Source organism: Microbacterium sp. Leaf203, from assembly GCF_001421275.1.
Classification (GTDB): Bacteria; Actinomycetota; Actinomycetes; order Actinomycetales; family Microbacteriaceae; genus Microbacterium; species Microbacterium testaceum_A.
The window spans coordinates 41739-62252 of the sequence record NZ_LMKF01000031.1 but is presented as its reverse complement, the minus strand read 5'-3'; the positions used below and the strand labels follow the sequence as shown (position 1 = coordinate 62252).

Here is a 20514-nt window from a genome sequence, read left to right as displayed (position 1 = left end):
GGCGCGCCCCGCCTGGGGTTCGCCGTGAAAGGACGATCACGAAGTACACGTCGGCAGGGCGTCGAGATCGCCCCCGTCGCGGATGGTCTCGAGCACGGCGAGCGACTGCTTCAGCGTCGACGTCGAGAACACCCGGATGCCGTCGGGCACGTGCCCCACGACCTCGTTGCAGTTCGCCTCAGGGGCGAGGAACCAGGTGGCCCCGGCATCCCGAGCTCCGTAGAGCTTCTGACGGATGCCGCCGATCGGGCCCACATTGCCGTCGGCGTCGATCGTGCCGGTGCCGGCGATGTGCTGGCCACCGGTCAGGTCGCCGGTCGACATCTTGTCGATGATGCCGAGCGCGAACATCATGCCGGCGCTCGGGCCGCCCACATCGTTCAGCTGGATCTTCACGTCGACGGGGAGGTCGAACGTCATCATCAGTCCGACGCCCAACAGGTACTGCGTCTGACCGTTCACATCGGTCTGCCGGGGCGTGACCTGGACGGTGGATGCCGTGCCATCGCGCTCGTACCCGACGGTGACCGGGGCTCCGGCGGCCTTCTGCACGGCGGCGCGAACGTCGTCGATGTTCGAAACCGCCGCCCCGTCGACGGAGGTGATGACGTCGTTCTGCTGCAGCAGGCCCTTCGCGGCCCCGGAGTCGTCGATCGTGCCGACGGCGATCTCCTGCGGGACGTCGTACCCGAGCTGCCGGAGGGCCGCGGCGCTCGCCTCGAGCTGCGAGTCGGTCATGAGGGCGGCGTTCTCGGTGTTGCGCTGCTCGGTGCTCTGCCCCGCGGGGAAGATGCGGTCGATCGGGACGACGGCGCGCGAGCTGTCGAACCAGGCCGAGGCCAACTCGATCCACGACGGAGTGTGCTCGCGGTTGCCGCTCACCTGGACGGTCAGCAGGTCGAGCTGACCGGTACTGGTGGAGTCCTTCTCGTCGGGCACGGTGATCAGGGGCACCTGCTGACCGTCGGCCGACGCGGTGGTCCCGAGCGTGTTGTAGACGGGGCCGGGCTGCTGGATGACGTACGCCGAGGGCAGGAACGTCATCACGAACAGCACGATGACGGCGATCGTGAGCGACCAGACGCCGACGACGGTGCCGCGCCTCCACCGCTGTCGAGGGGCGGGCACGACGGAGACGTTCTCATCGAACAGGGTCACGGTCTCAATCCTTTGCCGGGTCGTTCGCGCGCGGCGTAAGCGGCGAGAGGCCGGGCCGACAGATGCGGGGAAGCGTGCGACTAGCGTAGGACTCGTTCCCCCAGACCTGGCTGAAAGGCGGCTGAAGTGGCAGACGACAACCCCGGCGGCGACCGGAGCCCCGAGGACGAGTTCCAAGAACTCATGCGCCGTCTCATGTCAGGCGATGTCAGCGGGATCGACCCCGAACAGCTCTCGCGGCTGTCGGGCATGCAGATCGATCCCGCGATGCTGCAGGCGGTCATGGCGCAGCTGCAGGGCGCCTTCGCCGGCACCAACGACGGCGTCGACTGGAGCCTGGCCGAGCGCCAGGCCCTGCACATCGCCAACCAGGACGGCCTGGGCGTGACCACCGGTCAGCGCACCGACATCGACCAGGCGTTCACCCTCGCGGCGCTGTGGCTGGGAGAGGCCACCTCGATCAGCGACCTCCCCCGTCCCCCGCGCGCCGTCACCCGCGGCGCCTGGGTGAGCGCGACCCTGCCCGTCTGGCAGGAGCTCGCCGAGCCCGTCGCGACCAGCATCGCCGACGCGCTCACCGCGGCCCTCGGACAGCAGGCCCCCGACGACATGCAGGAGATGATCGCCGGAGCCGGTCGCCTCATGCGCACCGTCGGCGGGTCGCTCTTCGCCACCCAACTCGGCCAGGTCGTCGGCCGCCTGTCGACAGAGGTCGTCGGTGGCGGAGACGTCGGCATCCCCGTCATGCCCGACGGTGACGCCGCGATCCTGCCTCAGAACTTCGCCGACTTCGGTCGCGACCTCGAGATCCCCGAGGATCAGCTGGCCCTCTACCTCGCGACCCGCGAACTCGCTCACGCGCGCCTGTTCCGTCACGCCCGGTGGCTGCGCCTGCACGTCATCTCGCAGGTGCGCGACTTCGCCCGCGGCATCCACGTCGACACCGCCGCCCTCGAAGACCTCGCCTCGCGCTTCGACCCGACGCAGCCCGAAGAACTGCGCGGCGCCCTCGAGAGCGGCGCGCTGCTGCCCGAGCGCTCCGAAGAGCAGACCGCGGCGCTCACGCGCCTCGAGAACCTGCTCGCCACGATCGAAGGCTGGGTCGACGTCGTCACCGAGGACGCCACCTCGCGGCTGCCCTCGGCCGGACGCATCGCCGAGGCCGTGCGCCGCCGCCGCGCGGTGGGCGGGCCCGCCGAGCAGGCGCTCGGCGCCCTGGTCGGCCTCGAGCTGCGCCCCCGCCGCATGCGCGAGGCCGCGGCCATGTGGCGCGCCGTCACCGACGCGGTCGGCGTCGACGGTCGCGACGGGCTGTGGGACTACCCCGACCTCATGCCGTCGTCGGAGGACATCGACGACCCCGCGGCACTCATCGCGCGCCTGACGGCCGCCTCGCGCGGAGAAGCGGCCCCCTCCGACGCGATGGACGACGCGCTCGCGCAGCTGCTCGCCGAGGAAGCCGACGGCGGACGACGCGACGCCGAGAGCGAGAGCCCGGATGCCGGGACGCCCGGCACTGCGGGCCCGGATGCCGGGAGACCGGATGCCGGGAGCGCGGGCGACGCGGCGGGTGACGCCGGACGCGACCGCGGCGATGACGATGGAGCGGCTCCGGGAGACCAGCGCCCGGTGTGACGCGGGCCCGGGGCGCGGATGGCCGTTGTACGCGGCGGACCCGTTGTGACGCGGGCCGGGCGCTGTTGTGAGCGCCGAGCCGGCTTCGAGCTGACGCCCGTGGGGAGGACGACGTTCCTCCCCACGGGCGTTTCGCCGTTTTCGCCCTGGGGACAACGGCATCCGGGATCTCGAGCGACGCGATGATCGGGCGATGATCCGACTCGATTCCGCCGCTCCCCCGCTCTGGCGCGCCGACGGGAGCGTCCAATTCGGTGCCCCCGCGGTGGCCGTCTCGCCGTTCACCGGCTCGTGGGTCGACGTCGTCGTCGCGGCCCTGGCCGAGGGGACGAACTCGGCCGCTGTGCGAGGCCTCGCCCGCGTGCACGGGGCCGGGGACGGCGAGGCCGACGCCTTCCTCGCGGCGGTCGCGCCGGCGTTGGCGCGGAGGACGCGGCATCCACCCCTCGCCCTTCACGTCGACGACGATCTGCCGGCGCGGGCGACTCGCGCCGTGCTGGCGGCATTGCCCGCCCGCACGCGGGTCGTTCCCTGGGCAGGACCGGCGACCGAAGACGTCGCCCCCGGAACGCAGGTCGTTCTGCTGGCCGCTCACCGGGTCGACCCGCGACGGGCGGGGCCGCTCGTCCGCGACGACGTGACCCACGTGCCCCTCGTCCTCGACGGGTCAGGCGCCCGCATCGGCCCCGTCGTGGCGCCGGGACGAACCGCATGCCTGGCCTGCCTCGACGCCGATCAGCGCCGCCACGACCCGGACTGGGCCACGGTGGCCGCCCAGCTGATCGGCAGACCCCGACCCGAGGTCGACGTGGCCCTCGCCGCCGAGGCCGGTCGGGCGGCGCGGTTCTTGCTCACCGCTCCGATCGGGCGGACGACGAGGTCGTTGCACTTGCGCGGCGACTCGTTCCGGCGGGCCTGGACGCTGCATCAGCCGAGCGCAGACTGCCACTGCCGATCTCCCGAAGGAATCGCGACGGAGACCGCTCACCCCGACCTCGGCCCCGCGCCCAGCTCACCGACAACGTTCGCGCGGCCCGCGTGACGCCCACGTACGCGAGGCGTCGCTCCTCGTCGACCGCCTCGAACGTCTTCGCGTACGAGATCGGCAGGAGCCCTTCGCTGACTCCCACGAGGTACACGTGATCCCACTCCAGACCCTTCGCCGCGTGCAGCGTCGCCAGCGTCACCGTGCGGGTGGTCGGCTCGTGCTGATCGCGGGCGCGCGCCTGCAGGTCGTCGGTGAAAGCGCGCAGATCCGTGCCCGCGGGGGCCTCCTCGGCCAGCCGCAGCAGAGCCGCCCGCGCCTCCCACGCCTCGCGCAGGGCACCGCCCGCCTCGGGCGGGTCGTCGGTGAGCCCGACGCTGCGCAGCACATCGCGCACCGTCGGAAGGAAGCCCGTCTCGAGCGGCGCCACGGACGCCGCCCGCAGAGCCATGAGCGCCTGACGCACCTCGGGCAGGTCGAAGAACTTGCGCCCGCCCAGCACCGACGCGGCGACGCCCACCTTCGCCAGAGCAGAGAGCAGCGCCGCCGACTGGGCGTGCGAGCGGTACAGCACGGCGATGTCGTGCGGATCGACGCCGCGCGAGAGCGAGTCGCGGATCGAGCGGGCCACGGCGGCGGCCTCGTCTTCGTCGTCGTCGAAGGCGCGGACCGTCGGGGTCGGCGTCTCGTCGTCGCTCGCGGCCTTCAGCTCGAGGGCACCGGCCCGACCCCGCATGAGGTCGTTCGCGACGGCGAGCACGGGAGCGGTGGAGCGGTAGTTGCGCTCGAGACGCACGACGCGCGCGTCGTCGTGGGTGCGCTCGAAATCGAGCAGGTACCGCGCATCGGCGCCGGTGAAGGAGTAGACCGTCTGACTCGCGTCGCCCACCACGCACAGGTCGCGACGATCCCCGAGCCACAGCTCGAGCAGCCGGTTCTGCAGCGGAGAGACGTCCTGGTACTCATCCACCGTGAAGTGCCGGTACTGCTCGCGCACCGCCGCGGCGACACGCGGTTCGGCCTCGATCATCCCGGCGCACGTGAGCAGGACATCCTCGAAGTCCATCTGACGACGCTCGTCCTTGAGCTTCTCGTACGCCCGCTGCAGCGCGACGACCTGATCCACCCCGAGGCGACCGACGCCATCGGGGCGGTCCGCCGCGTACTGCTCGATCGACCGCAGGGTCACCTTGCGCCACTCGATCGCCGAGGCCACATCGCGCAGGGTCGCCGTGTCGGGAGCGAGTCCCACACCATCGGCCGCGTGCGCGAGCATGCGGACCTTGTTGTCGATGATCGACGGAGCCTGGTCGCCGGCGAGCGTCGGCCAGAAGAAGTTGACCTGTGCCAGGGCCGCCGCGTGGAACGTGCGGGCCGACACCCCCGAGACGCCGAGAGCGCGCAGACGCCCGCGCATCTCTCCCGCGGCCTTGGCCGTGAAGGTCACCGCCATCACGCGCTGCGGCGAGTACGCGCCGGTGTCGACGCCGTGGGCGATGCGGCGCGTGATCACGCGCGTCTTACCGGTACCCGCCCCCGCGAGCACGCACACCGGACCGCGCAGCGCGCGGGCGGCCTCGAGCTGGTACTCGTCGAGCCCCTCGAGCGGCGAAGTCACGCGACGCCTCGATACCAGTCTTCGATGAGCCGCCGGGCGATGGACGCCGGTCCCGGAAGCATCGCCGAGCCCTCGCCCCGCAGCGCCGCCCCGATCTCGTCACGGTCGAACCAGCGCACCTCGACGATCTCGTCGCCGTCGGCCTGCGCCTCGGCGTCATCCACGACCACCGCGCGGAAGCCGAGCATCAGCGACCGCGGATACGGCCACGCCTGCGAACCGCGGTACGCGATGTCACGCAAGCGCACCCCGGCCTCTTCGCCCACCTCGCGGGACACGGCGTCTTCGAGCGATTCCCCCGCCTCGGCGAAGCCGGCGAAACACGAATACCGGTCCCCGCCCCAGGCGGCGTTGGCACCGAGCAGGATGCGGTCGTCACTGGTGGCGGAGGTCACGAGCACGATCACCGCGGGATCAGTGCGCGGAAAGTGCTCGCGCCCGCACACGGGGCAGTGGCGCGACCAGCCGGCGTGGCGCAGTTCGGTCTCCGAGCCGCACGCCGGGCAGAAGGCGGCATCGCGCAGCCACCCCGCCAGAGCGACGGCGGTGGTCAGCAGTTCGGCTTCGCCGGCGGGCAGGTCGCCACCGGCGGCGCGGAGCGGGGACCACTCGGCATCCGGAACGATCTCGTCGGGCGCGCCATCGCTCAACGCCGCCAGAACGACCGCGGTGCGGTCGGCAGTGCGTCCGAGGAATGCCCACTCGGTCACGACGCCGTCGTCCACCTCCGTGGTCGACACGAGTGCGAGGCGGCCGTCGCGGAGGGGCGCGGCGTCTCGACGGATCGCGAGCACACGCGTGCCCGGCTCCGCGCGGAGGCGGCCCAGCAAGGTTTCGTCGTCACGCTCACCACCCGCGCGATCCACGGTCAACGGGGGACGGACCTCGGACGACGAAGACGCGGGACGCGGCATCGAACACCTCTCTGACGGCGGGCGGCAAGCGGCGGTCGGACGACCGACCTCCTCGGTCAAGGGCGTGGCGCGGGCCGGTGAAGGAAGGCCCGACCTACCCTGGGGGCATGGCACGCTCGCCCCTCATTTTAGCCGCGTCGGCGACAACGGCCCTGCCCGGTGCAGCCTTCTCGAACGTCAGCGCCCTGACCGAGAACGCCGCCGGTCGCTTCGATGCCGCTCTCGCGCGCACCGCCGACGGGCGCGAGGTCGTCATCCGCATGCCGGCCGGCGAAGAGGCGGCCCCCGACCTCGCCGCCGAATCGCGCGCCCTGCACGCGCTCACGGCGGGCGTCCGCGCCCTCCTCCCCTTCGCCGTGCCCGAGGTGATCGGAGAAAGCGGCTCCGGAACGCAGCGCGTGCTCATCGTCTCCCGCATCGACGGCTACCGCATCGACCCCGCGCACCTGCCCAAGGGCCCCGGCTACGCACCCGCCATCGGCGGAGCCCTGGCCGCCGTGCACGCACTCCCCGTGTCGATCGTCCGCACCGACGGACTCCCCGTGCGCTCCCCCGAGCAGGTGCGCGACGACGTCAAGCGACTCCTCGACCGCGCCGATGCGACCGGACGCGTCAGCGACGACCTCATGCTGCGCTGGCGCCGCGCGCTCGACGTCGACGACCTGTGGCGCTTCGAATCGGCGGTCGTCCTGGGCGGAGCGACCAGCTCCTCCATCCTCCTCGCCGACGACGAGGACGAGATCCCCCACGTGGTCGGCATCCTCGACTGGGCCGGGCTCAGTGTCGGCGACCCGGCCGTGGACCTGCGCTGGTTGGCATCCGCTCCCCTGGCCGCCGACGACGTGCACGCCGGATACGCCGCCGCGGGCGACCGCTCCCCCGATCCCCTTCTGCGCGAGCGCGCCCGGCTGTACGCCGAGCTCGAGTTCGCCCGGTGGCTCGTGCACGGCCACGACGCCGGCGAGACCGACGTCGTCGCCGACGCCGTCGCCCTGCTCGACGCCCTGGCCGACGGCGTGCGCGGCGACCACATCGTGCCCGACTCGCGCAGCGACATCGACGACGCGATGGCCCTCGTCGAGAGCGTCCCCCCGGTCTCCGCCCCGGCCGCGGTCGACACCTCGATGCAGACCGACGCCTACGACCCCGAAGCCCTCTCGCTGTACCTTTCCGCCGAGCGCGACCGCGCCACGGCTGCCGAGGCCCTCGCCGAAGCCCTCGCGAACGCGAAGGAATCGGATGCCGACAGCGGAGCGATCCACGTCGACCGGCTGCCCGTCCCCGACAGCGTCGAGCCCGGCGCGACCGAACCGCTCGACCTCGACGGGTGGTCCGAGGGTGACGCCCGGGAGCCGAAGGACGACCGCACTCAGGGGCCCGCACTCAGCGGAGACACCGACGCGACCTCGCTCTGGTCGCGCGCCGCGGTGTCCGCCGACCCGGCCGGGCCCGCCGTCCGCGACGAGAACACGTTCGGCGGCGACGCATCCGAGGATCAGCACCCCGCCGAGGGTGACGCCGCGCCCATCGACGACGAAGAAGACGCCGCTCGCGCGAGCCGCGCCGCACTTCGCCGCTGGGGCGTCTCCGGCGACGGGGCCTGACGGGTTTCTCCGGTTCGCGGGGGTGATCTCCTGCGTCGGGGGTGACACCGACCGCGCTCGCGGCCGCGCCGATTGGGGCGGGGCCCGGCGTTGCCTGCGGTTTGGGGCGAGTTTGAACGTTTGGGGCGTGAATTTCGCGCCCCAAACGGAAAATCGCGCCCCAAACCTACGATGACCGCCCCGGCACAGCGAACCACGCCGCAGAAATCCAGCTGACACCGACTGCGCTCGGGGCTCCGCCGCTCGGGGCGAGGCCCGGTGTTGCCTGCGGTTTGGGGACTGGGCCCGGCGTTGCCAGCGGTTTGGGGCGGGTTTTGGGCGTTTGGGGCGTCAATTTCACGCCCCAATCGGAAAATCGCGCCCCAAATCCGTGATGACCGCCCCGGGTCAGCGAACCTCGCCACGGAAATCCAAGGGGCGCGCCAACACCGCAAACCGCGCCGCAAATGGCGCGTTTCAGGTCAAGGAGACCGCCGTGCGACCGGCCTGAGGCGCGTACTTCCGCGACCTCGACATCACCCCGTACCCGTCATCAGGTGGTCACCGCGCTGCGCAAGCGACCGCGCCCGGGTCAGCCCCGCAGCACCAGTTCGTCACCGACGTAGAACAGGGCCACATCGATCAGGTCGAGGTCGATGCCGTGTTTCGCGTGGTACGCCTCGCGGTAGAGCTCGAGCTGCAGCATGCGCGAGCGACGCTCGGGCTCGCTGGTGGGCGGGCGACCCGTCTTCCAGTCGACGATCTCGTACCTCTCGCCGCGGCGGTACACGGCATCCAGCTTGCAGATGACGACGTGCTCGCGACCGTCGAGGCGGGTCGTGACGAAGTCGATCTCGGTTTCGACCTCGAGGGGCCGCAACCCCGCCCATTCCGAGCGCTCGAAGCAGGCGCGCAGTCGCTCGAGTTCCACCGCATCCGCCGCAGACGCTCCGTGCTCGTCGTCGTCCCACAGGCCGTCGTCGTCGAGCCCGATCCCCGCGCCGACCAACCCAGAGCGCTGCTCGACCCAGGCGTGGAAGAGGGTACCCAGACGCGTCTGCCGGTACGGGCGCTCCGGCATGGGGCGCCTCAGGTCGTCGACCGCCCGCCCGTAGTCGGCGACGAAATCCTTGAACCGCGACGCCGGGATACGCGTCGGAGCCGGCGTGTGCACGGGCCGGAGGCGGTCGGCGCGTTCGGCGAGCAGCAGTTCGAGGTCGTCGTCGGGGTCGGCCGGAGGCGCCGCGCGCGCCGCGGTGACGGCGCTCACCGCGCCCGAGATCGCTGTGCGCCGCGCGCCGAGCGGGTCGAGCGGCCACTGCAGCAGGCGCCTCTCGCCGTCGTAGGGGTCCTCCCCCGCCTCATCGACGGTCAGCTCGACACCGAGCGCCTCGGCCGCCTCGTCGAGGAAGATGCTGGGTCTCCGCGGGCGCTTCGTACCCGACCAGCTCGACCCCGACAGCATGAGGTGATCCCTGGCGCGTGTGAATGCCACGTAGGCGAGACGCCGGTCCTCATCGAGCTGACGCGCCCGGTTGTCGGCGACGAACGCGTCGATCGCCGCCTTGAGGTCCTGCTGCGTCTCGGCCCCGCGCCACCCGAACACCGGGAGCCAGGCAGAATCGCCCCGGAACTCCGACGGCAGGATGCCGAATCCCAGCCACCCCTTCGTGTCGCGGGGCAGTGAGGGCAGCTCGTCGGTCACGAGACGCACGACTGCCACGGCATCCCATTCGAGGCCTTTCGAGCCGTGGATCGTGAGGAGCTGCACGACGTCGTCTTCGGGCGGCTCGGTGCGGGGCGCGAATTCGTCGGCCTGTTCGGCGTGGTCGAGCCAGGCGAGCAGGCTCGGCACCGAACCGGACTCGTCTGCGGCGAGGAACCCGCGGATCTCGTCGACGAAAGCGCGCAGCTGCGCCGAGGCGATGCGCGCCGGGCCGCGGGCTTCGTTGGCCGCGAGCTCGATGTCGAGACGGAGCTCGGCCTCGATCAGCCGAATGAGTTCGGGAATGGGAGCACCGACGCTGCGCCTCAGCGCGGCGAACACCGCCCCCGCCTCGCGGAGGCGCGCGCGTCCCTCGGGGGTGATGTCGGTGAGCCAGCCGTGACCGTCGGTCTGGCGCGTGACGAAGTCGAGGGCGTCGACGAGCGACGCCCGATCGGCTCCGGGAGTCGAGCGCAGACGGTCCACGGTCTCGGGCGCGAGCGGCTGCAGGGCGACGTCGTGGGTGGCCAGGCGGCGGGCGAGCTGCGCGAGAGCGCGGAGATCCGCGAGACCGACGGCCCAGCGCGGGCCGGACAACAGGCGGATCAGCGCGGACCCCGCCTCGGGGTCGCTGATGACCCGCAGGACCGACACGACGTCGACGACCTCGGGAGTGGTCAGCAGGCCGCCCAGCCCGAGGATGCGATGAGGGATGCCACGCCGCCCGAGCGCATCGCCGAAGCGCACCATGTGCTTCTTGCTGCGGAACAGCACCGCTCCCGTGGTGCCGCGTCCCTCTGCGGCACGAGCCGCGCGGACGCCGACGAACCACGACGCGACGCGGTCGGCCTCTGCGTCGAGGTCGTTCTCGAACGCGATCACGACCACCCCGTCGGGAGCCCCCGGCCGCGAGCGGAGCTCTTCGACCGCGACGGCCGCCCGCGAGGCGAGCGGCGCCAGCACGGCGTTGGCGGCGTCGAGCACGCGCGCGCTGTTGCGCCAGCTCGTCAGGAGGGCGAAGCGCTGACATCCGCCCGCGGGGGCGAAGGCGTCGGGGAAGCCGCCGAGGTTTCCGGCACTGGCGCCGCGCCAGGCGTAGATGGCCTGGTGCGGGTCGCCGACGGCCATGACGCCGGTCCCGCCGAACAGGGTCGCCAGCAGGTCGGTCTGAACGACCGAGGTGTCCTGGTACTCGTCGAGCAGCACGACGCGATAGCGCGCGCGCAGTTCTTCGACGACCGCGGGGTGCTCCTGGGCGATTCGCAGGGCACCCGCCACCTGATCGGCGAAGTCCATGACACCCAGCCGCGCTTTCTCGCGGTCGTAATCGGCGGCGAGCCGCGCGAGCAGCGACAACGCCGACACCCGGGTCGCGGCGTCGGCCACGTCTTTGTAGACGCCGACGCGGGCCGAGGTCGACGGGCGCTCGACGATGCGACCGAACTCGTCGGGGAAGGCGGCGAGCTTCTCGAGGTCGACGAGGTTGTCGACGCCGTCGCGGGCGATGCGCAGTGCCGCGTCGATCAGCGTGCGCGGGGATTCTTGACGCTCCTCGAGGCGGGGGTCGTCGGAGGCGAAGACGACCCTTCGCATGAGCAACCATGCCGCCGATTCCGACATCACGGCCGCCTCGGAATCACGACCGATCCGCAGCCCGTGCTCGCGCACGATCGAGTCGGCGAAGCTGTTGTAGGTCGACACGGTGGGCCGGTGCAGGAGTTGGTCAGCCTCGTCGAGACCGGCGTCGGCCGCCCCGACCTCGGCGGCGAGAGCATCGAGGACGTCCCGCCGAGCCGCGTCGGCTTTCGCCCCCTCGAGTCGAGCGACGTCGGCGAACACCGACAGCCGGCCGGCCTCGTTAAGAGCGGGCAGCGCGGGCAGCAGCCCTCGTGTCTCGAACTCCGACAGACGCTGCAGACGGCGCTGGATACGCTCGGCCAGCTCTCCGGCCGCCTTTCGCGTGAACGTCAGCCCGAGCACCTCGTCGCGCCGGACCAGTCCGTTCGCCACGAGCCAGACGACGCGTCCGGCCATGGTCTCGGTCTTGCCGCTGCCGGCGCCCGCAACGACGAGGGCGGGGGCGAGGGGGGCTTCGATGACGGCGGTCTGCTCGACGGTCGGCGGGAACTGCCCGAGGGCCGCGGCGATCGTCGCGGCAGAGAGCACAGCGCTCACGACGTCCTCCTCGAGCGTCGGCGGGTGCCCCCGAGGACCGGGAGAACAACGGTCATGACGCACTCACCGCCGAGACCGTGTGGATGCGGCACAGGCCGTACGAGAATTCGTCTCGGCAGTGGACTTCGTACGGGGCGGCGAAGCTCGTGCCGCGCATCACCTCGACCGCGCGCTGCACCCGCTCGACGAACTGCGCGCGCTGCGCGTCGTCAAACGGCTTCTGCGTCGGTTCGGCGTAGTCCTTCTTGGCCGCGGTCGGACGCAGTACGAGCAGCTTCGCCCCACCCGAGGGCAGCCCCGCGACCTGCTCGATCGCGCCCGACGAGAACGCCAGCTGGTACGCCGCGAGCTGAGGGTTGTCGGCGACCTTGGCGTCGGTCTGGGGCTCGCTCTTGCCGGTCTTGAGGTCGACGATCACGACCTCTCCTGCGGGTGTCACCTCGACCCGATCGATGTCGCCGCTCAGCACGGCGCCGTGCTCGCCGGCATCCGCGATGGGGATCGGCACCTCGAAGTGCCGCTCGGCGCCGATCAAGCGCCCGCCCGCGTCATCGAACCGACGCAGGTACGCGGCCAGACGACGAATCAGTTCGCGCGCACGGGTGCGTTCGGCCCGCTCGCGCCACACGGCGTCGAAGGCCAGCTCGCCCCAGCGCTCGTCGACCACGGCCCAGAGGTCGTCTTCGGACGACGACGCCGCCGTCTCGAGCGCCGCGTGGATGATCGTGCCGATGCCGGCCGTCGTCCCGCCCCGGTCGCCGCCGAGGTCGGCGATGACCCAGTCGAGCTCGCATTCTTCGAGAGCGTGCAGGCGCGACGGCGAGACGCGGACGTCTTCGCGCGTCAGGTCGCGCAGGGGTGCCGACGAGGTCGGTGCGGCCACGCCGTACCACTCCTCGGGCGCTGCACCGGCGACCCCGGCTGTTGCGAGAAGCGCGAGCTGGCCCGCCGCGTGGGCGCGCTCGGTCGCGGGAACCCGCGGCACGGTCAGCGAACGCCGGTGCCGAGCGACGAGGCCCCGCAACGACAGCGGATGTTCGGGAATGGATGCCGCCGGCTCGGGCGCCGGGAGCATCTCGAACAGCACGCTGGGCCCGGTGTCGTCGTCGTCGACGGCGGTGACGACGAGAAGCGAACCGGCCCGGCTCAGGGCGCGGACGAACAGCCTGAGCTCGTCGTGCATGGCCGCGCGACGGCGGTCGAGCATGCCCGCGGCGGGGAGGTCGGGGTTCTGCACCGCGTCGGCCAGACGCCAGGTCTCGAGCAGGCCACCGCGCAGGCGGGTGTTGGGCCACACCCCGTCTTGCACCCCCGCGATGATGACGGTGTCGAACGCCGTGCCGGCCGCAGCCGCGGGGGTGAGCACGCGGACCGTGTCGACGACGGCGGGCTGCTCGATGCGGTCTTCGGCGACATCGCTGTCGAGGACGGCCCGCAGGAAGACCGAGGCCTCGCCGTCGGGTTCGCGTTCGGTGTAGCGCTTCGCCGCCTGGAAGAGCGCGACGACGGCGTCGAGGTCGCGGTCGGCCTGTTCGGCGATCGGCCCGTGCCCGCGGACGGCCTCGCGCCACGACCGGGAGAGTCCGCTGCGCTCCCACGCGGTCCACAGCAGTTCGTGGGGTGTCGCGCGGGAGAGGGCCTGCGCCCGGAGGGCGGCCAGGGTCTCGCCCAGGCGTGCGGCGCGACGTGCCTCGCGCGTGTCGACGGTCTCGAGTTCGAGAGGGAAGCGCACGCCGGAGACGAGCAGCTCGGTCGCCGTGCGTGCTCCCCCGGCGCCGAGCTCGTCGTGGCGAAGCGCCGTGCGCAGCCGACGGAGCTCGATGGGATCGAGACCCCCGAACGTCCCGAGCAGAGCGTCGACCACCTCGTCGGGAGCCCAGTCGTCGGGGTCTTTCATGCCGAGCTCGACAAGACCCACGAGGTCGCGGACCGGTCGCTGGACACCGAGGGCGAGCCCGGGCCCGCTCGCCCGAGCGGGCACCTCTCGCGCGGCCAACTCGGCCTCGAGGGTGGCGACCTGCCGTGAATCGTGCGCGATCACGGCGCACGAGCCCCAGGGCACGCCGTCGAGGACGTGCCGTTCCCGCAGCAGACGGGCGATGGCATCGGCCTCTTCGGCCGGGGACCGGAGGAGGTACGTGCGCACCGACCCCTGCGGCACCGCGCCCGAGGGGGCGCGTCGGTGAGCGACGACCCCGGCCGCACCGATCCGCGTCACGACGCGACGAACGAGGTCGATCTGTTCGGGCGTTCCCCGATGCGGCTCGCCGAGAGCGGCGGTCGTGCCCAATTCGCGGGCGAGACGCGCGAAGTTCTCGGGGGTCGCGCCGCGGAACGCTCCCGACCCGACGTCGGGATCGCCGAACGCGACCACGCCGATCCCCAGGCCGCGGCACGCGCGCAGCAGGTCGATGCCGCCGGCTGTCAGCTCTTGCGCATCGTCGACGAGGATGCAGCGCAACGCGGAGAAGCGTCCGAGCAGCCCGCGCTCGACGCGCGCCTCGTCGAGGACGGCGACGGCCTCGCGCGCGAGATCGGCCGCGTCGCGGTGCGCGCCGCGCATCTCGGAGCGCACCGCCCGGTACTCGTCGGCGAACGACGCCAGTGAAGCCCACACCGGCAGGTCGAACCGCTCGGCGAGATGGACGAGATCGTCGGAGACGACGCCCAGGTCGGTGCATTCCGCGAGGAACGCGCGCAGATCGCCGCGAAAACCCCGCGTGGCGCGGATCGCCGGCCCGAGCCACGCGGGCCAGCGCGACAGCCCCTCGAGCTCGTCGAGCGCGTCGCCCTCGAGCAGGTCGCGGATGATCTGGTCTTCGTCGCCGCCCGTGAGCAGCTGCGGCGGTTCGAGGCCACGACGCACTTCGGCCGCCCGCACGAGTTGGAAGGCGAACGACGCCACCGACCGCGCCAGAGCGCCGGACGTGGCTCGCCCCACCGCGAGGGCGAGGGGGTCGCGCAGCGCCGTCGCCGCGGGCCGCGTCGGCGTGAGCACGAGGATCTCGTCGGGATCGACCCCGGATGCCACGAGCTCGCGCACGCGCGCCAGAAGGGTGGTCGTCTTGCCCGAGCCCGGGGCCCCCACGACGACGCCGCTCGCGGCAGCGGGCCAGTCGACGACGACGCGCTGCTCGGCGTCGAGAGCACCTCCCCGGGCGGGAGATGCGTCGAGGGCGACGGCATCCGGGATCTGCATGTCTCCACGCTAATCGCGACCTCCGACATCGCCGTGTGCGACGCCGCGACCGCACCGGTTCGCACCCCGCAGACACCCCCGGGCGCGCGCCCCGCCCCGCCCCCAAGGGACGCTGCGACCCGGCGAGATCTCCCGGTACAGCCACGCGCGTTCGCCGTCCGCGAAGCGGCCCCTCCCGCGGGCTGCGGTGTCGGGAGCCTGCCCTAGAGTCGAATCACGCGCCGGGCCGACCGCGGCCCGCGGGGAAAGGACGCATCGTGGAGATCCGCATCGGAATCACCAACACCGGCCGCGAGCTCAACTTCGAGACGAACGAGAGCTCGGACGCCGTCAAGTCGGCCGTCGCCGCCGCCCTCGACAACTCCGCCAGCCACGTCACCTTCACCGACGTGAAGGGCAACTCCTACCTCGTTCCGACCGCCAACCTCGCGTTCGTCGAACTGGGCACCGAAGAGTCGCGTCGCGTCGGCTTCGTCGCCTGACACTCGAGCCGTGCAGATCCTGCTCGGACTGATCATCGGCGCGGTCATCGGCCTCGCCGTGCACTTCGCGCTTCCGCACCGTCACCTCCGCGGCGTCGTCCTCGCCCCTCTGGCGGGGGCAGCCGCGGCGGCGATCCTGTGGACGGCGCTGACGTGGATGGGCCTCGGCGTCGACTCGCCGATCCTCTGGATCGTCGCCGTCCTGGCCCCGGCCGTCACGACGTTCGCGCTCGTGTCGCTGCTCACGCGGTCGCGCGTCGCCCGCGACGAAGCCGATCGCGCGCGCCTGGGCGTCTGACGACAGCACCGGATGCCGGCTCCCCGGCGCCCGACGAAGCCCGTGGCATCCCCGCGAAAAGGTGCACGCCGCAGGCGGTGACCGTCGTTACGCGGCGAGCCCCATGGCATCCATTCGGCGTGCGTGCGCACCCATCAGTTCGCTGAACACGGGCTCGACCTTGGCCTCTTCGTCGCGATCGAGGTGACCGTGGCGGAGCGCGGCGCGCGCGACCAGCAGGGTGTCACCGACCAGTCGGCGGCCCCACAGCGCGAGCAGCCAGCGCCACTCCTCGTCGCTCTCGATCGTCGCGCCCAGGATGTCGACGATCGCCTGACGGTCGTCGTCGGCCTGCAGGATGCGCGCGACCCGGCGGCCGGTGTCGCCGTAACTCGACGACAGTGCCAGGTAGAAATCGTCGAGAAGACCGGCGGTGATGTGGACCGTGAGCATCGTCTCCTGCGGGCGGACGCCGTGCGTGTTGCGGCGGAAGGCATCGAGCGACTCGCGGAACGGCAGCATGAGCTGCGTCGGATCGGCCCCGCGTTCGCGGATCAGGGCGACGAGCTCCTGGTGCTTGATGAGGGCCGCGCCCGCTGCGCGAGACAGCGACTCCTTCTCGGCCAGCTCGGGAGTCAGGGCGATGAGCTCGCTCAGCGTCTCGAAGAAACCGAGCTGCAGATAGGCGGCCTGCCCCAGGAAGGTCTCGACCTCGGGAGCGAGCTCCGCGAAATCGACCCGCATGGCCTCGCCGAGGTCTCCGCGCGAACGCAACTGCAGCGTGCGGCCCACCGGGCGCTGACGACGACGGAACCACTCGAACACAGACCACAGCCTAGGCGTCGGGGGCCCGCGAGACACGCCGGGTAGAGTGGAACAGCCCCGGCGTCGGATCGGGGCCCCGCGCCTGTGGACGAGTGAGGCGTGGATACGACTCCCCCAGGCGGTCTCTCGCCGCCGGAACAGGCACGCTCATGACGACATTCGCCGAGCTCGGCATCGATCAGGACATCGTCGATGCCCTCGCATCGAAGGGCATCGTCGATGCCTTCCCCATCCAGGAGCAGACGATCCCCCTGGGCCTTCCCGGCCAGGACATCATCGGCCAGGCCAAGACGGGTACCGGAAAGACCTTCGGCTTCGGCATCCCCGTCGTCCAGCGTCTCGGCCTGAACCCCGAGCCGGGCGTCAAGGCGCTCATCGTCGTCCCGACGCGCGAGCTCGCGGTGCAGGTCTACGAAGACATGGACATGCTGACCTCGAACCGCCCCACCAGCGTCGTCGCCATCTACGGCGGCAAGGCGTACGAGGGCCAGATCGACCAGCTCAAGGCCGGCGCGCAGATCGTCGTCGGAACGCCCGGTCGCCTCATCGACCTTGCCAACCAGCGCCTGCTCGACCTGTCGAACGCGACCGAGGTCGTCCTCGACGAGGCCGACAAGATGCTCGACCTCGGCTTCCTCGCCGACATCGAGAAGATCTTCTCGAAGGTGCCGCCGGTGCGTCACACGCAGCTGTTCTCGGCCACGATGCCCGGACCGATCGTCGCGCTCGCCCGCCGCTTCATGTCGAACCCGATTCACATGCGCGCGAACGACCCCGATGAGGGCCTCACGCAGGCGAACATCAAGCACCTCGTCTACCGCGCGCACTCACTGGACAAGGACGAGGTCATCGCCCGCATCCTCCAGGCCGAGGGTCGCGAAAAGGCCGTCATCTTCACCCGCACCAAGCGCGCCGCCCAGAAGCTCGTCGACGAGCTCGGCGACCGCGGCTTCAACGCCGCCGCCGTCCACGGCGACATGAGCCAGGAGGCGCGCGAGCGCTCGATGGCCGCGTTCAAGGCCGGCAAGAAGGACGTCCTGATCGCCACCGACGTCGCCGCCCGCGGCATCGACGTCAACGACGTCACCCACGTGATCAACCACACGATCCCCGACGACGAGAAGACCTACCTGCACCGCGCGGGCCGCACCGGCCGCGCCGGCAAGACCGGCATCGCGGTCACGTTCGTCGACTGGGACGACCTGCACAAGTGGGCGCTCATCAACCGCGCCCTCGAGTTCGGCCAGCCCGAGCCCACCGAGACCTACTCGTCGAGCCCCCACCTCTACACCGACCTCGACATCCCCGAGGGCACCAAGGGTCGTCTCGTGACGGCTCCGAAGGCCGTCGCGCCGAAGCAGGTCGAGAAGAAGAACGAGGGCCAAGATGCCGAGGGCACCCGCGGCCCGCGTCGTCGCCGTCGCGGTGGATCGTCGTCGGCCGAGGGCACCGCCCCCGCCGGTGACGCCGCTCCCCGCGAAGAGGGCGGCGCCGGAACGCATGACGGCGCCGGCAAGGAGCACCACGACGGCAACGCGGCCCCGCGCCGTCGCCGTCGTCGCCGCAGCGGCGGCAGCTCGGGAACGCCGTCGGCTCCCGTGGCCTGATACGCGAACACCGACAACGGCGCCGATCCCCTCCGCGGGGGTGGGCGCCGTTTCACGTACGCCGGGGGGCCGGCATCCGGAATCCCCCGCCCGCCCCGCGGGCGGACCCGCCCGGCCCTCGCCCTCGCGATGAACGCTTCCTGCACCCGGAAACGCGCTCGGACAGCGTTTCTCGTCGCACCAAGCGTTTATCGCGCCCCGCACCGCGCCCTCGCGCAGCGTCACAGCCCGCCCGGCGGCCGCGCAGCGTCCTACGGGAAGACCGGCGCCGTCCCGCGGCCCCGGGCGAAGATCCGCGCGACCATGTCATCGGCCGTGGTGTTCTCGCCCGGCAGGTTGGGCTTGCCGAGACCGTGGTAATCGCTCGAACCGGTGACGATCAGATCGCGCTCGGCGGCGAGGACGGCGAGGAGGGCCGTGGGTTCGGGGAGGTTCTCGCGGTGAGCGAGCTCGAAGCCCGCCAGGCCCGCCTCGAGCATGGCCTGGAGCACCCCGTCCGGCAGGAGCGATCGCCCCGCGGGGTGGGCGATGATCGGCACGCCGCCCGCACCCACGACGAGCTCGACGGCCGTGACCGGATCGGGGGCGTACAGCGCTACGTAATAGTCGCCGGAGGGGTGCAGGATGCCGGCGAACGCCTCGGTGCGATCCGCCACGATGCCGCGCGCCACGAGCGCATCGGCGATGTGCGGGCGGCCCACGGTCGCGCCGTCGGTGGTCTGGGCGACGATGTCGTCCCAGGCGATGTCGTAATCGTGCGAGATGCGCTCGGCCATGATCTGCGCGCGATCCAGTCGCGACGACCGGATCCGGTCGGTCATCGCCCGCAGCGCTGCATCGTCGGGATCCACGAGGTACGCCAAGAGGTGGACGCTGCGCCACCGGTGCCGCGCCGACAGCTCCATGCCAGGTACGAACGTCATCCCCAGCGAGGTCGCCGCCTCGGCGGCCTCGGCCCAACCCGACGTGGTGTCGTGGTCGGTGAGGGCGGCGGTGTGCAGACCGTGTCGGTGAGCGGCGGCCATCACCTGAGCGGGAGGCTCGGTGCCGTCGGAGTGCGACGAGTGCAGGTGAAGGTCACTCGGACCCTCGAATCGACGTTCACGCTGCACCCGTCGAGCGTAGCGCGCCGCTTCACAGGGGCAGCGCCCACCCGGCATCCGTGGATCTCCCAGACGGCTCCCCTAGGGTCGGGTGCGTGCGTCGTCTGGTCGGTCTTCTGGTCGCGCTCGCCTTCGCGGCGGGCGCCGCTGTGTTGACGTGGCCCTCGGCGTTCGGGGTCGAACGCACCTTTCCCCTGGCGCAGGTCATCTCGTTCCGGGCTCCCCTGGCGGCCGCCTTCGTCGGCGCGACACTGCTCATGCTGCTGTTCGCGCTGATACGTCCCGTTCGCGCTCTCGCCCTCGTCCTGGCGTTCGTGTTCGCCCTCGCGGGCGGCGTCAACGTCTCGATGCTCGCGCAGCGCGGACTCGGCTCCGAAGACATGCCGGCCAAGACCGCGTCGAGCCTGCGCATCATGACGTGGAACACCGCCGGCTCGGCCACCTCGGCCGAGTCGATCGCGCAGTTCGCCGTGGGCATGCAGGCCGACGTCGTGACCCTCCCCGAGACCACGATCGAGACGGGGGCGCAGGTCGCCGAGCTCATGCGCGACATGGGCCAGCCGATGTGGGCGTACCACGCCGAGTACGGCGAGTACGGCATCACCGGATGGGATGCCACCTCGACGACCGTGCTCATCAAGCCCGAGCTGGGCGAGTACTCCGTCATCCAGTCGTCGCTCGACGGATCGAGCAACACCTCGACCGTGCCGAGCGCCGTCGCGATGCCCGTCTCGGGCGACGGCCCCATCATCGTCGCCGCGCACGCCGTCGCCCCGCGCGAGGAGTACATGACGCAGTGGCGGAGCGACCTGCAGTGGCTGGCCGATCAGTGCGCGACCGACAATGTCATCCTCGCGGGTGACTTCAACGCGACGCTCGACCACATGACCGGTATGGGCGTCGAGGGCGGCACCCTCGGCCGGTGCCACGATGCGGCGTCCGAGAGCGGCAACGGCGGCGTCGGAACGTGGCCGACCGATGCCCCGGCCTTGCTCGGCGCACCGATCGACCACGTCATGGCCACCCCCGACTGGACGGTGTCGGCGTCCGTCGTCATGCGATCGCTGGACGGCTCGGGAAGCGACCACCGCCCCATCGTCGTGCAGCTCGAGCGCACCGGCGGCTGACCGCTCCCCCTCCCGCGCGTGGAGGAGAGGCACGGGATGCTGTTCCCCCGCGCCCCCTCGATGCCCGACGCACTGCCGTGCACGTCGTCGTGCGCGTGACGCCCGACGGTGCGAGACTGGA

13 protein-coding genes are annotated in these 20514 nt (G+C 71.9%); 6 read left to right on the top strand and 7 right to left on the bottom strand.

Annotation, left to right across the window (positions count from 1 at the left end):
• Nucleotides 1–36 precede the first annotated feature (36 nt).
• Nucleotides 37–1158 (bottom strand): PDZ domain-containing protein, encoded by a 1122-nt coding sequence (locus ASE56_RS12970; protein ID WP_056230505.1) that lies wholly within the window; start codon nt 1156–1158, stop codon nt 37–39.
• 183 nt (nt 1159–1341) lie between these two features.
• On the opposite strand from ASE56_RS12970, the gene ASE56_RS12965 reads away from it, so the two are divergent.
• Nucleotides 1342–2793, top strand: coding sequence for a zinc-dependent metalloprotease (locus ASE56_RS12965; protein ID WP_082450795.1), 1452 nt, complete (start codon nt 1342–1344; stop codon nt 2791–2793).
• A gap of 851 nt (nt 2794–3644) precedes the next feature.
• Here the strand turns inward: ASE56_RS12965 and ASE56_RS12960 are convergent.
• Together ASE56_RS12960 and nudC are read right to left on the bottom strand one after the other, a co-directional pair.
• On the bottom strand, nt 3645–5396 hold the full coding sequence (locus ASE56_RS12960; RefSeq protein ID WP_056230501.1) for an ATP-dependent helicase: 1752 nt from the start codon (nt 5394–5396) through the stop codon (nt 3645–3647).
• The gene (gene nudC / locus ASE56_RS12955; RefSeq protein ID WP_056230499.1) at nt 5393–6310 is read right to left on the bottom strand and encodes an NAD(+) diphosphatase; all 918 of its coding nucleotides are present in this window, start codon (nt 6308–6310) and stop codon (nt 5393–5395) included. Before nudC ends, ASE56_RS12960 begins: the two co-directional genes overlap by 4 nt.
• 107 nt (nt 6311–6417) lie before the next feature.
• On the opposite strand from nudC, the gene ASE56_RS12950 reads away from it, so the two are divergent.
• The gene (locus ASE56_RS12950) at nt 6418–7914 is read left to right on the top strand and encodes a phosphotransferase (protein ID WP_056230497.1); all 1497 of its coding nucleotides are present in this window, start codon (nt 6418–6420) and stop codon (nt 7912–7914) included.
• 571 nt (nt 7915–8485) lie between these two features.
• On the opposite strand, the gene ASE56_RS12945 is transcribed toward ASE56_RS12950, so the two are convergent.
• Both ASE56_RS12945 and ASE56_RS12940 read right to left on the bottom strand, forming a co-directional pair.
• On the bottom strand, nt 8486–11773 hold the full coding sequence (locus ASE56_RS12945; RefSeq protein WP_056230494.1) for an ATP-dependent DNA helicase: 3288 nt from the start codon (nt 11771–11773) through the stop codon (nt 8486–8488).
• Between the two features lie 52 nt (nt 11774–11825).
• Nucleotides 11826–14972 carry an ATP-dependent DNA helicase gene (locus ASE56_RS12940; protein ID WP_056230492.1) on the bottom strand — a complete coding sequence of 1049 codons (3147 nt, stop codon included), beginning with the start codon at nt 14970–14972 and terminating at the stop codon, nt 11826–11828.
• Nucleotides 14973–15229: 257 nt separating this feature from the next.
• Here ASE56_RS12940 and ASE56_RS12935 point away from each other — a divergent pair, with 257 nt between their 5' ends.
• Both ASE56_RS12935 and ASE56_RS12930 read left to right on the top strand, forming a co-directional pair.
• Nucleotides 15230–15454 carry a DUF3107 domain-containing protein gene (locus ASE56_RS12935; RefSeq protein ID WP_056230491.1) on the top strand — a complete coding sequence of 75 codons (225 nt, stop codon included), beginning with the start codon at nt 15230–15232 and terminating at the stop codon, nt 15452–15454.
• A 10-nt stretch (nt 15455–15464) separates the two neighbouring features.
• The gene (locus tag ASE56_RS12930; protein ID WP_056230489.1) at nt 15465–15752 is read left to right on the top strand and encodes a hypothetical protein; all 288 of its coding nucleotides are present in this window, start codon (nt 15465–15467) and stop codon (nt 15750–15752) included.
• An 87-nt stretch (nt 15753–15839) separates the two neighbouring features.
• Here ASE56_RS12930 and ASE56_RS12925 read toward each other — a convergent pair whose 3' ends face one another.
• Nucleotides 15840–16556 carry a ferritin-like fold-containing protein gene (locus tag ASE56_RS12925; protein WP_056230487.1) on the bottom strand — a complete coding sequence of 239 codons (717 nt, stop codon included), beginning with the start codon at nt 16554–16556 and terminating at the stop codon, nt 15840–15842.
• A gap of 149 nt (nt 16557–16705) precedes the next feature.
• Here ASE56_RS12925 and ASE56_RS12920 point away from each other — a divergent pair, with 149 nt between their 5' ends.
• Nucleotides 16706–18163 (top strand): DEAD/DEAH box helicase, encoded by a 1458-nt coding sequence (locus ASE56_RS12920; RefSeq protein ID WP_056230485.1) that lies wholly within the window; start codon nt 16706–16708, stop codon nt 18161–18163.
• Nucleotides 18164–18414: 251 nt separating this feature from the next.
• On the opposite strand, the gene ASE56_RS12915 is transcribed toward ASE56_RS12920, so the two are convergent.
• The gene (locus ASE56_RS12915; RefSeq protein ID WP_156371715.1) at nt 18415–19275 is read right to left on the bottom strand and encodes a PHP domain-containing protein; all 861 of its coding nucleotides are present in this window, start codon (nt 19273–19275) and stop codon (nt 18415–18417) included.
• Between the two features lie 86 nt (nt 19276–19361).
• On the opposite strand from ASE56_RS12915, the gene ASE56_RS12910 reads away from it, so the two are divergent.
• Entirely contained in the window at nt 19362–20393 is a 1032-nt protein-coding gene (locus tag ASE56_RS12910; RefSeq protein ID WP_056230481.1) for an endonuclease/exonuclease/phosphatase family protein, read from the top strand.
• Nucleotides 20394–20514 lie beyond the last annotated feature (121 nt).